The organism is Pediococcus damnosus, from assembly GCF_001611155.1.
GTDB classification, from domain to species: Bacteria; Bacillota; Bacilli; order Lactobacillales; family Lactobacillaceae; genus Pediococcus; species Pediococcus damnosus.
This window is the reverse complement of the sequence record NZ_CP012294.1, coordinates 2,068,396-2,080,889: the sequence shown is the minus strand read 5'-3', so window position 1 is coordinate 2,080,889 and position 12,494 is coordinate 2,068,396. Positions and strand designations below refer to the sequence as shown.

The following is a 12,494-nucleotide window of genomic DNA, read 5'->3' as shown; positions in this document are numbered from 1 at the left end:
AAAAGAAGGATTTGAATGAAGAAATTTATTCAAATTCTTTTTGCTTTATATGATTTTAAAGCTGTAAAATGGAGAGATAAATAACCTAATTAAGTGGGATTGGATGATCCAATATGGATACTAGTTTTAAACAAGTGCAAAAATTTTTAACCGGACGACCAACTTCTGAAATTGCACAAGAATTATTGGGGAAAAAGCTTACATTCAAAAGCGCTGATGAATTAATGAGTGCTTACATTGTTGAAGATGAGGCTTACGTTGGTGTAAAGGATCAGGCAGCTCATGCATTTCAGAATCGTCGAACTCCCAAAAACGAACCTTTGTATCATGAAGCTGGAACAATTTACATCTATCAGATGAGAACGCAGTTGTTACTTAATTTAATTACGCAAGGTGAAAATGATCCACAGGGTGTTTTAATCCGAGCGGTTCAACCTCATGATGGTCTGACCGATTTTCGCAGTAACCGACCAGTTCAGTCTATTTATGAATTAACAAGTGGACCTGGAAAATTAATGCAGGCATTTGGCATTCCCAAAGCATTGAAAGGAACCCTTTTAAATCAGGGACCATTATGTTTAGATCTAGAAAATCCTTTAACGCCAACAAAAATTAGAAAAAGTGGTCGTGTCGGTGTGCCTAACAAGGGAATTTGGACAAATGAACTGCTCCGTTATTTTGTGAAGGGAAATCCGTATGTTTCAAAAATGCGCAAACGTGATGCTGATTTCAAGCAGTTTGGCTGGGAAAATAACAAATAAAAAGGAGTTAGCATAAATGAAATGGACTGAATTAAGCGTACAAACTACAAATGAAGCCGTAGATGCTGTAAGTGTCATTTTTGAAGATGCAGGATCAAATGGGGTAAAAATTGAAGATGCTGAAGACTATAAAAATTTACGAGCTGGTAAATTTGGTGAAATTTTAGATTTAGAGGATATTCCTCACATCGAAAGTGGTGCCTTGGTTACAGGTTATTATGCATCTTCAAGTGACATTGAAAGTCTCATTTTCAATATTGAATCTCAAGTAAAAAAATTAACCGATTTTGGCTTGGATCCAGGAGCTGGAAAGGTTATCCAAAAACCATTAGAAGAAACTGAATGGCAAACTGAATGGAAAAAATACTATCATCCAGTTAGGGTGACTCGATATTTAACTGTGGTTCCAAGTTGGGAAAGTTATCAAAAAACGTTACCAGAAGAAAAAATTTTAAAATTAGACCCTGGAATGGCATTCGGAACTGGTACTCATCCAACTACCAAATTATGTTTACAGGCTTTGGAAATGTATATGCGTGGTGGTGAAAAAATTATTGATGTTGGCACGGGCTCTGGAGTTTTAAGTATCGCGGCTAGCAAGATGGGCGCTAGTAAAATCCAAGCTTATGATCTTGATCAGGTTGCCGTCGATTCTGCAATAGAAAATTTGAAATTAAATCCAGATGTTAAAAATGTTCAGATCCAACCAAATGATTTGTTGGCCGGAATTCAAGCACAGGCTGACATCATTGTGGCAAATATTCTGGCAGAGATTATTGTGCCACTTGTTCCTCAGGCAAAAACTTGTTTAAAACCGGGTGGCCTATTCATTACATCTGGAATTATTAAGGACAAACTCCCAACAATCATTTCAGCACTTAAAGATGAACAATTTAAAGTGATCGAAATTTTAAAAATGAAAGACTGGCGAGCAGTAGTAGCTCAAATACCACGCGATGAAAAATAAAACCATTATTTGTATTACAGAGGTAAAATAGGCTTTAAAATATAAGTAGGATGGTCATCCGTTGTGAAAATAAGATTTTGCGGATGCAAAATAAACATTAAACATGAACAGGAGCCAGTCCGACTTATTGCTTTAGCAATATAGTAAGGATGGTCATCCGTTGTGAAAATAAGATTTTGCGGATGCAAAATAAACATTAAAGATGAACAGGAGTAAATCAAATGCAGCGATATTTTACAGATCAATCGATTCAACTCCAAAAACCTTTTTCGGTGAGTGGTGATACGTTTCATCATTTAGTTCGGGTGATGCGAGCCAAAGAAAATGAAGAAGCTGAATTTGTAGCTGCTAATCATCAGGTTTTTCTTGGAAAAATTCAGAGGATCGCTGAAAAGTCAGCAGAAGTTCTTCCAACCAAGCAGCTCAAACATGTTGTAGAATTACCGATAGAAGTAACCATTGCTTGTGGATTATCTAAGGGTGAAAAAAGTGAAACGATTGTTCAGAAAGGAACCGAAATGGGCGCCCGACATTTCATTTTTTTACCAACTGAATTTTCAGTTGCCAAATGGCCGACTGCAAAAGTGGCACGAAAGATTGAACGATTGCAGAAAGTTGCTGTAGGTGCAGCCGAGCAGTCACATCGAGCTTATATTCCCACAATTTCTTATTGTTCTAGTTTAAAGGAATTAGTTCAATGGCCTGGAAAATTTAAAATTGTTGCTTATGAAGAATCAGCCAAACAAGGAGAACATACCCAATTACACCGTCAAATTACCAATATGCGACCAAATGACGAAGCACTGGCTCTTTTTGGCCCAGAAGGTGGTCTTTCCACTTCAGAGATTGGTACCTTAACTGATGCTGGTTTTGTTAGCGTTGGTTTGGGGCCGCGAATTTTACGAGCCGAAACTGCGCCATTATATTTCTTAACAGCTATTTCGGTTTTTACTGAAATGAGGTAGAATTGGCAATATACTTTGATAGTCTTTACTGGAGGGATCAATTTGAATAAAACATTAAGCTTTTTTGACAAAATAAAATGGCGATATTGGGCTGCCGCTTTTGTACTTGGCATCTTTCTACCGTTTGTTTTACATATTACAAGTGCTTCACATGTCTTTATTGATCTCTGGTTTTTGATCATTATTAACACGCTAGCCGCCATCATTTTAGGTTCTCTGATTAAGGCCAACCGAGCACATTGGTTGTTAATATGGCTATTTCCAATCTTCTTTATGATTGGTGCGTACTTCTTCTTACCGAAATATGGTTATTATTTTGTGATTATTTATTTGACTACTAGCTATATTGCATATGGCTTAACAAGTTAACTTACAAATTTACTAATCACTAATAGATTAAATAAAGAGCACACAATCGATTTGATTTTGTGTTCTCTAGTTTTATAAAGGAGGCTAAATTATGTCACAAGAACCCGTTTTATCTGCTCAGGATGTTTTAAATATGTGTCGGAAATATATGAACGCAGAACACGTCGCATTTGTCCAAAAGGCTTGTGATTTTGCAACTTATGTTCATCAGGATCAATATCGGCAATCGGGAGATCCTTATATTATGCATCCCATTCAAGTTGCCGGCATTTTAGCAGAACTAAAAATGGATCCCGAAACAGTTTGCGCTGGCTTCCTGCACGACACAGTTGAGGATACCTTAATTACATTAGGCGATATTGAAGAGCTTTTTGGTCATGATGTTGCGGTTATTGTGGATGGCGTCTCAAAAATTAGTAAAATCCGCTATAAATCTAATCAAGAACAATTAGCTGAAAATCACCGGAAACTATTATTAGCAATGTCTAAGGATATCCGGGTAATTATTGTTAAATTAGCAGATCGGCTCCATAACATGCGAACTTTGGAACATCTTCGTCCCGATAAGCAACGACGCATTGCAAATGAAACATTGGAAATTTATGCGCCACTTGCTGATCGTTTAGGTATCAGTACAATCAAATGGGAACTAGAGGATATTTCATTACGTTATTTAAATCCCCAGCAATATTATCGAATTGCCCATCTAATGAATTCTCGCCGAGATCAACGTGAGGAATACATTGCCTTAGCCATCAAGGACATTAAGAAAGCTCTGGATGATCTAAAAATTACGGAAGTTGATATTTATGGACGTCCTAAACATATTTATTCTATTTATCGTAAAATGGTTGACCAGCATAAACAGTTCAGCCAAATTTATGATTTGTTAGCTATTCGAGTGATTACTCATTCTATTAAGGATTGTTACGCGGTGTTAGGTGCAATTCATACCCGTTGGAAACCAATGCCTGGTCGATTCAAAGATTATATTGCAATGCCTAAAGCTAATATGTATCAATCTTTGCACACGACGGTTGTTGGCCCTCAAGGTAAACCCTTAGAAGTTCAGATCCGAACTGAAGAGATGCACCGGGTTGCCGAATATGGTGTTGCCGCTCACTGGGCCTATAAAGAAGGTAAAACTGATAAGGTTGAATCAAGTGATACTGGCAATAAATTAAACTGGTTTAAGGAAATTGTTGAACTTCAGGATGAAAGTAAAGATGCATCTGATTTTATGGATTCTGTCAAAGGGGATCTCTTTGGTGATCGGGTTTATGCATTTACTCCTAAAGGCGATGTTTTTGAACTAGCAAAGGGCTCTGGTCCACTTGATATGGCGTATACAATTCATACTGAGGTGGGGAACCATGCAACTGGTGCTAAGGTAAATGGCAAAATTGTGCCACTAGATTATAAGATCAAGAATGGCGATATTGTTGATATTTTGACTTCTGCTAATTCAGTTGGTCCAAGTCGCGATTGGATTAATTTAGTTTCGACTAGACGAGCACGTAATAAAATCAAACAGTTTTTCCGCCAAGAAGATCGATCTGAAAATGTTGAAAAGGGCCGGGAAGCTATTGAACATCAATTACGTCAAACAGGGTTTGATCCAACTGTTATCTTGGAAACGGATAGGCTGGAAAAAGTGGCAACCAAATTGCACTACACTTCAGTTAATGATATGTATGCGGCTGTTGGCTTTGGTGATTTGGCTCCTACTGGGGTTGCTAATCGTTTAACTGATGATGTGCGTGCTAAGCAAGAAGAGGATCGCAAGCGCCGTGAAGAGAAGGAACTTCTTGAGGACCATCATACGATTTCAAATGAAAATGAGACTGAAAAAGAACGCAAGAAGAAAAGTTCTTCTAGTGGTGTCATCATTGAGGGCGCTGATAATCTTTTGGTTCGTTTGAGTCATTGCTGCAATCCAGTTCCAGGTGATCCTATCGTCGGATACATTACCAAAGGCCATGGAGTTTCAGTTCACCGGGAAGACTGTCCTAATGTTATCCACGCTGAAAATCAAGATGAACGGTTGATTGGCGTGGAATGGGCAGATCCAAATGATTCCCATAATAACTATTCGGCAGATCTGGAAGTTCAAGGATATAACCGAAATGGGATGCTGAATGATATTTTGAAAAAAGTGAATAATACAACGCGTTATTTGAATTCTGTCAATGGCAAAGTTGACCATAATCGCATGGTTACGATTAGTTTAACCGTTGGTGTTCGTAATTTAGAACATTTAAATCGTATTATGGATAATTTGAAAACCGTGAAAGACGTCTACGTTGTGGAACGTCCGTCACATTAAATAAAGTAAGGCCTGAATTCCAAATGTAGTTCGATTCTTTCGAATTGCTTTAAAATTTGGGCTTTTTCTTTGTAACATTAGCTATGAATGGAGAAATGCAAAAATGAAAGTAGTTTTACAACGGGTTAAACGTGCTCAGGTGTCAATTGAGCAAAAAGTAGTAGGAAAAATTTCTCAAGGTTATCTTTTATTGGTAGGATTTGAGGATCAAGACACAGAGGAGCAACTTGATTATTTAGTTCATAAAATAACAAATCTTCGTGTTTTTGAAGATCAAAATCAAAAAATGAATTTAAACATCAAACAAGTAGATGGGCAGATTTTATCTGTTTCACAATTTACACTTTATGCCAATACAAAACATGGCAATCGGCCTAGTTTTACTGAAGCTGGTGATCCGAAAAAAGCAGAAATATTATATCAAACATTTAATAAAAAACTTGGAGAAGCAGGGATGACGGTTGCAACTGGTGAATTTGGTGCTGATATGCAAGTAGATTTACAAAATGATGGGCCTGTAACAATCATTTTTGATACTGATCAACTACAAAAATAAATTTAATAAATAAATGGAGGTTGCATTATGGATTTATTCTGGGACTTTGATGGCACATTGTTTGATACGTATCCAATCATGGTCAAAAGCTTTAAACATGCATTGATGACAAACGGCATCACGGTCACTAACCAAGATTTACACGAATTGTATCGGCAAATGCGCCAGGAATCATTAGGCCAAACATTGAAAACAGTAGCTGCGAAGAATAAATTGAATTCTGAAGATTTAGAACAAACCTATCGAAGTAATGAAGCAACACTGTTAGCAAACGCTCAACCATTTGAAAGTGCCTATGATATATGTCAGAAGAATGTTCAAAATCATGGCCGTAATTTCTTATTAACTCATCGAGACGATCAGGCAAAAAAATTGTTACAGAAACATGGATTTGAATTGCTTTTTAGTGGTGCCGTCACGGGAGCCAATAATTTCCCAAGAAAACCTAATCCGGCTTCCTTGAATTTTTTGATTCAGAAATTTCAGGCAGAAAAAAAGACCGCCATCATGATTGGTGATCGCAATCTTGATATTTCGGCAGCCCATAATGCTGGTATTCAGGGAATTCTTTTTGATCCTGATAATCTCATTCAAGTAAACAGTCAGCCTGAACGAAAAATTAACAATTTGTCTGAATTATCGGTTTTAGTTTAATCTTTGCTAAAGAAATTTGTTAGCCCATTTGTTACTGCAGAAGCCACTTGCTTACGATAAGTTTGTGTTTTAATCTGATTAAAATCAGCTTTTGTATTGATATAGCCACCTTCAATCAACAACGCGGGCTGTGTGTTATCACGAATTACTTCAAAATCACCGAATTCAACCCCTCGATTGGTTAAATTAATTTTTGTTTTAAGTTGCGAATTAACAGCCTCTGCTAATTTTAGGGAAGTATTTTTATGATAGTAATAGGTTGTATCGCCTGAACCGGAATTGTTTTGCGCCGCCGAATCATAATGGAAACTGATAAATGCATCAGCTTTCTTACTATTAGATAACGTTGCTCTTGCTGCCAGTCCTACGTATGTGTCATTAGAACGGGTCATAAAAACGCGAGTTCCTTGATTTTCCAATGCTTCTTTTACAACATTGGCAGTTTTTAGCGTGTAAGTTTTTTCTTCATTTTTTTGATTAATGCCTAATGCACCGGAATCATTTCCACCATGTCCAGGATCGAGGATGATGGTAGCCTCAGATAAGTTTTTGGCTTTTTTGAATCCAAATTTTCGGTTAGTTAACCAGCCGGGAATCCAGCCAAGTTCCTGATCATTATAACGGATTCTAATCCAACCATCTTCCTTCTTTAAAACAGTGACCCGTTTTCCGGCGTTTAAGTTTCCCATTTTTGCATAAGATAACGCAGGTCCTTGACGAACGGCAACATTGTCAAGACCCACGCGGACAGTTTTAGTGGAAAATAAAGCATGTGTAAAGGTGATCGTGGCAATTAAAAAAATAAGAATGATCAAAATTTGTAGACGATTATTTTTAATTGAGGTACGAATATTTGTATACATAGGTTCCTCTCCCATTTGAAATTCTTCTCATTATTATATACCAGATCGTCCACAAAAAGCGAAAAATTCTAGAAGAACCCTTGACAGGACTAAGATAGTTTAGTAATTTTAATGGTAGTTTAATATTAAAACCAGAGACAAAGAATAGTAGGTGTTTTCCTTTTTCAGAGAGCCCATGATTGCTGTGATTGGGTAAAGGAACCATTCAAAGACACTTTCGAGGTGAATCTTACGTAAGATTCCGTTGCAATACGTTACCTATATTGAGTAAATAATTAAGGTGGTACCGCGCCGCGCGCCCTTGTAAATAACAAGGGCGTTTTTTATTGTTTTCAGATTCTATTTCCATATTAGGAGGAATTTATTATGAAGTATCAACGTCCAAAAGGAACAGCTGACATTTTACCTGATGAAGCTGTTGCATGGAACTATATCGAAAGCACCGCAAAAAAACTATTTGATAATTATCGATTCCATGAAATTCGGACCCCAATTTTTGAAAATTTTGAAGTGTTTTCAAGAAGTGCCGGTGATACATCCGACATCGTGACGAAGGAAATGTATGATTTTCATGATAAGGGCGATCGTCATATTACGCTTCGCCCGGAAGGTACTGCTGGGGTAGTTCGGGCATTTGTTGAAAACAAACTTTATGGTCCTGAGCACATCAAACCAGTCAAACTTTATTATACTGGTCCTATGTTCCGTTACGAACGTCCACAATCTGGACGGTTGCGCGAGTTCCATCAAATTGGTGTGGAAGCTTTTGGTAGTGAAAGTCCCAACTTAGATGTTGAAGTAATCTCAATGGGAATGCATCTTTTGAAAAAGCTTGGAATTCATAATTTGAAACTAGTAATTAATACGTTGGGTGATCAAGCAACTCGCAAAGCTTATCGATCAGCTTTGATTGCGTACTTGGAACCTCATTTTGATGAATTGAGTGAAGATTCAAAAGTTCGTTTACACAAGAATCCATTACGAGTACTTGATAGCAAGGATAAAGATGATCAAAAACTCGTAGCAGATGCACCTTCCATTTTAGATTATCTAACACCTGAATCAGCCAGTCATTTTGAAACAGTAAAAAATCTTTTAGAAACTTTACAAATTGATTATCAGGTTGATGCTTCTATGGTTCGTGGTTTGGATTATTATAATCATACAATTTTTGAAATTATGGCCAATGATAAAGCACTTGGAAAGGGCGATGTGACCGTTTGTGCTGGTGGTCGTTATAATGGACTAGTTGAAGAGCTCGGTGGCCCTGAGACCCCAGGAATTGGATTTGGGCTGGGTGTAGAGCGTCTCTTGTTGTTAATGCAAGCTCAAAAAGCACCATTGCCAACAATCAGTCCTTTGGATGTCTATGTTGTCGGAATTGGCGACGAAACAAAATCTGAAACCTTAAAGATCGTGGAAACAATCCGGAATAATGGATTTAGCACCGATCAGGATTATTTAGACCGGAAGCCAAAGTCACAATTTAAGACGGCCGATCGGTTGAATGCCAAAATCGTGATTACACTTGGTAACGATGAGTTGGCTCAAAAAGTTGTTAATTTAAAAGTAATGGCAACGGGTGACGAACAACAAGTTAAATTAGAAGATGTTTACGATAATTTTCCAAAGCTGTTTGGTAAATTCTTAAAAAAGTAGGGAGATCATAAAATGAAACGGACAACATATGCTGGATTAGTTAATAAACAGTATTTAGATCAAAAAATTGTTTTAAAAGGTTGGGTCCAGAAACGTCGGGATCTCGGAAATTTAATTTTTATTGATTTACGTGATCGAGAAGGAATTGTGCAATTAGTTTTCAGTAAGGAATTTTCTGAAACTGCATTGGCCATTGCGGATCAATTACGTAGTGAATATGTTATTGAAATTAACGGTAAAGTTGTGCCCCGTTCTGAAAAAGAAATTAATCCCAATATGAAAACTGGCGAAGTTGAAGTTGAGGTGTACGAGGCTAAAATTTTAAACAAAGCTAAGACACCGCCATTTTATATTCAAGATGGGATTAATGTTTCTGATGAATTACGTCTCAAATATCGTTATTTAGATTTACGGCGTCCTGAAATGCAACGTGGATTAATGATTCGTAACCGGATTACCCAGTCTGTGCATAGCTATTTTGATTCAGAAGGTTTTATTGATATTGAAACACCGGATTTGACGAAGTCTACTCCTGAAGGTGCGCGCGATTATTTAGTACCTTCGCGCTTGTATGCAGGTCATTTCTACGCTTTACCACAATCTCCTCAGTTATTTAAACAATTATTAATGGGAGCTGGATTTGATCGGTACTATCAAATTGCCCGTTGTTTCCGGGATGAAGACCTTCGTGGCGATCGACAACCTGAGTTTACCCAGATTGATATGGAAACTAGTTTCTTAGATGCTGAAGAAATTCAGGATTTAACTGAAGGCTTGATTGCAAAAGTTATGAAAGATACTTTAGATATTGACGTTAAATTACCATTTGATCGGATTACCTGGAATGAGTCCATGGCTCGTTTTGGAACCGATCAACCTGATTTACGATTTGGTATGGAATTGAAAGATCTTTCAGATATTATGAAAGATTCTGAATTCAAAGTATTTTCAGGCGCCGTTGAAAAGGGCGGCCAAGTTAAAGCAATTGCTGTTCCAGGCGGAGCTACCCTTTATTCACGTAAAGCAATTGATAAATATACGGAATATGTGGAACGTTTTGGCGCTAAAGGTTTAGCATGGCTTAAGGTTACTGATGATAGTTTCTCTGGTCCGATCGCAAAATTCTTTAAAGATGATGCAATGCGGAAACAAATCTTGACCGCCACTGGTGCTAAAGTGGGAGATTTACTTTTATTTGTTGCTGATCGTACCAAAGTTGTGGCCGATACCTTATCTTATTTGCGGGTCGCAATTGCTAAAGAACAAAACATGATTCCTAAAAATAAATTTGCTTATGTATGGGTTGTTGATTGGCCATTATTTGAGTATGATGAGGGTGACAAACGTTGGGTTCCAGCGCATCATCCATTTACAATGCCAAATGAAGAAGATATTCATTATTTGATGAACGACGATGAAGATGCCCATAAAGCACATGCCCAAAGCTACGATATTATTTTAAACGGTTTGGAATTGGGTGGTGGTTCAATCCGGATTCATCAACGTGATCTTCAAGAAAAGATGCTGGAAGCACTTGGATTTACTAAGGAACGTGCTCAAAAGAGTTTTGGTTACTTGTTAGATGCGCTTGACACTGGTTTTCCACCTCATGGCGGTCTCGCTATTGGGTTAGATCGATTTGCCCGTTTATTAGCAGGTCGTGACAATATTCGAGATGTTATTGCCTTCCCTAAAAATTCTAAAGCAATTGAGCCAATGACCTCAGCACCTCGTCCCGTTACTGAAAAACAATTACAAGAATTACATTTGTTTTCTGTTAATGAAAATGACAAAAATGAATAGATAAAAATAAAAATCAGCTGGGTAATAAAAACGTTACCTGCTGATTTTTATCTTAGAGTAAAATTTAAGAAATCGTCTGTTGATTATGATACGATATAATCTAAATAGATCTGTAATTTATTAAAATTAAAATGGAGATGACTTGCTATGAGTGAAGAAGAAACTGCAATTTTTGCAGGTGGATGTTTTTGGTGCATGGTTCAGCCCTTTGATTCACTACCAGGAATTAGCAAAGTAATTTCTGGCTATACTGGTGGCCATACAGTTAATCCAACTTATGAAGAAGTAAAATCCCATCAAACAGGACACACAGAAGCAGTTAAAATTTACTTTGATCCAAATGTAATGTCATATAAGCATCTTGTTCAAATTTATTGGCAACAAACGGATCCCACGGATGCAATGGGCCAATTTCAAGATCGTGGTGATAATTATCGACCAGTTATTTTTGTGAATAATGCAGAACAACGAAGGATTGCTGAACAATCTAAGCAAGAGCTACAGGATCGTGAGCAATTTGACAAGCCAATTGTCACGGGAATTGAAAACGTGGCACCATTTTATCCGGCAGAAGAAACTCATCAAGATTTTTATCAGAAAAATCCTGAAGTTTATAAACAGCAAGAAGGTGGTGGGCGAGAAGCATTTAAAAAATCACATTGGGAAAAGGAGAATTAATTACTTTTCATGGATAAACAGTTAAAAAAAATTGCTAAACGGCATCAGTATTCAACGTTAGCTGGAACTGCCTTTATTTATGCTATTTTAGTCTCAATTGCGATGAATTTTTTCTGGACTCCAGGGAAAATTTACGCATCTGGAATTACTGGATTTGCACAATTGGTTTCAACTCTGAGCAGTCGTTATCTACCTTTTAATTTGTCGACTGCGGCGATGCTCTTTGTCTTAAATGTGCCACTTTTCTTTCTAGCATGGCATCAAATCGGTCATCGTTTTACACTATTTACAATTCTTTCTGTTGGCTTGGCCAGTATCATGATTAAGGTATTGCACCCCATGACCCTAACGACAGATCCAATTATTTGTGCAATTTTTGGTGGTGCTGTTAATGGATACGGAACTGGTTTGGCATTGAAAAATGGTATTTCAACGGGTGGCTTAGATATCTTAGGGATGGTTATTCGTAAACGGACTGGTAAAAGTATTGGCACAATAAATATCATTTTCAATGCAATGATTGTTTGCGCAGCTGGTTTTATTTACGGTTGGCCATTTGCATTTTATTCTGCCATTGGTCTGATTGTGAATGCCAGAGTTATGGATATGACCTATACTAGACAGCAAAAAATGCAAGTAATGATTGTAACTGACCGCCCCAAGAGTGTGATTGATAGTATTCAAAACCATATGCGGCGAGGAATCACCATTGTGCATGGTGCTGAGGGGGCCTATAATCATGATCCAAAGACAATTTTATTCACAATTATTTCGCGCTATGAAATGAGTGATCTTGAAATGGCAATGAAAGAATCTGATCCCAAAGCGTTTGTAAGTATCTCCGGTAGTGTCACAATTCTGGGTCATTTTTATGAACCTTCACTTTAAATACG

At 37.4% G+C, this 12,494-nt stretch carries 12 protein-coding genes and 1 other annotated feature; of the genes, 11 read left to right on the top strand and 1 reads right to left on the bottom strand.

Features of this window, described 5'->3' with window-relative positions:
- Positions 1 to 113: 113 nt before the first annotated feature.
- From ADU73_RS09775 to ADU73_RS09745, 7 genes are all read left to right on the top strand, one after another.
- The gene (locus ADU73_RS09775; RefSeq protein ID WP_046870781.1) at positions 114 to 761 is read left to right on the top strand and encodes a DNA-3-methyladenine glycosylase; all 648 of its coding nucleotides are present in this window, start codon (positions 114 to 116) and stop codon (positions 759 to 761) included.
- A gap of 16 nt (positions 762 to 777) precedes the next feature.
- Positions 778 to 1,728: a 50S ribosomal protein L11 methyltransferase gene (prmA, locus tag ADU73_RS09770; RefSeq protein ID WP_062913437.1), complete on the top strand. Its 951-nt coding sequence runs from the start codon at positions 778 to 780 to the stop codon at positions 1,726 to 1,728.
- A 221-nt stretch (positions 1,729 to 1,949) separates the two neighbouring features.
- A complete protein-coding gene (locus tag ADU73_RS09765; RefSeq protein WP_046870779.1) occupies positions 1,950 to 2,693 on the top strand; it encodes a 16S rRNA (uracil(1498)-N(3))-methyltransferase in 744 nt (247 codons plus the stop codon).
- Positions 2,694 to 2,735: 42 nt separating this feature from the next.
- On the top strand, positions 2,736 to 3,062 hold the full coding sequence (locus ADU73_RS09760; protein WP_046870778.1) for a hypothetical protein: 327 nt from the start codon (positions 2,736 to 2,738) through the stop codon (positions 3,060 to 3,062).
- Positions 3,063 to 3,153: 91 nt separating this feature from the next.
- Positions 3,154 to 5,388: a RelA/SpoT family protein gene (locus ADU73_RS09755; protein WP_062913436.1), complete on the top strand. Its 2,235-nt coding sequence runs from the start codon at positions 3,154 to 3,156 to the stop codon at positions 5,386 to 5,388.
- A gap of 103 nt (positions 5,389 to 5,491) precedes the next feature.
- On the top strand, positions 5,492 to 5,944 hold the full coding sequence (gene dtd, locus ADU73_RS09750) for a D-aminoacyl-tRNA deacylase (protein WP_056986270.1): 453 nt from the start codon (positions 5,492 to 5,494) through the stop codon (positions 5,942 to 5,944).
- 27 nt (positions 5,945 to 5,971) lie between these two features.
- Positions 5,972 to 6,598 carry an HAD-IA family hydrolase gene (locus ADU73_RS09745; RefSeq protein WP_046870775.1) on the top strand — a complete coding sequence of 209 codons (627 nt, stop codon included), beginning with the start codon at positions 5,972 to 5,974 and terminating at the stop codon, positions 6,596 to 6,598.
- Here the strand turns inward: ADU73_RS09745 and ADU73_RS09740 are convergent.
- A complete protein-coding gene (locus ADU73_RS09740) occupies positions 6,595 to 7,461 on the bottom strand; it encodes an N-acetylmuramoyl-L-alanine amidase family protein (RefSeq protein WP_100078141.1) in 867 nt (288 codons plus the stop codon). The two genes, ADU73_RS09745 and ADU73_RS09740, sit on opposite strands and share 4 nt — an antisense overlap.
- A gap of 125 nt (positions 7,462 to 7,586) precedes the next feature.
- Positions 7,587 to 7,767: a binding site (T-box leader), on the top strand.
- Positions 7,768 to 7,827: 60 nt separating this feature from the next.
- On the opposite strand from ADU73_RS09740, the gene hisS reads away from it, so the two are divergent.
- The 4 genes from hisS to ADU73_RS09720 all read left to right on the top strand — a co-directional run bounded on the left by hisS (position 7,828) and on the right by ADU73_RS09720 (position 12,489).
- A complete protein-coding gene (gene hisS, locus ADU73_RS09735; protein WP_046870773.1) occupies positions 7,828 to 9,120 on the top strand; it encodes a histidine--tRNA ligase in 1,293 nt (430 codons plus the stop codon).
- Positions 9,121 to 9,132: 12 nt separating this feature from the next.
- On the top strand, positions 9,133 to 10,923 hold the full coding sequence (gene aspS / locus ADU73_RS09730; protein ID WP_046870772.1) for an aspartate--tRNA ligase: 1,791 nt from the start codon (positions 9,133 to 9,135) through the stop codon (positions 10,921 to 10,923).
- Positions 10,924 to 11,070: 147 nt separating this feature from the next.
- The gene (gene msrA, locus ADU73_RS09725) at positions 11,071 to 11,601 is read left to right on the top strand and encodes a peptide-methionine (S)-S-oxide reductase MsrA (RefSeq protein WP_046870771.1); all 531 of its coding nucleotides are present in this window, start codon (positions 11,071 to 11,073) and stop codon (positions 11,599 to 11,601) included.
- Positions 11,602 to 11,610: 9 nt separating this feature from the next.
- Positions 11,611 to 12,489, top strand: a complete 879-nt coding sequence (locus tag ADU73_RS09720) for a YitT family protein (RefSeq protein ID WP_046870770.1) — start codon at positions 11,611 to 11,613, stop codon at positions 12,487 to 12,489.
- Positions 12,490 to 12,494: the final 5 nt, after the last annotated feature.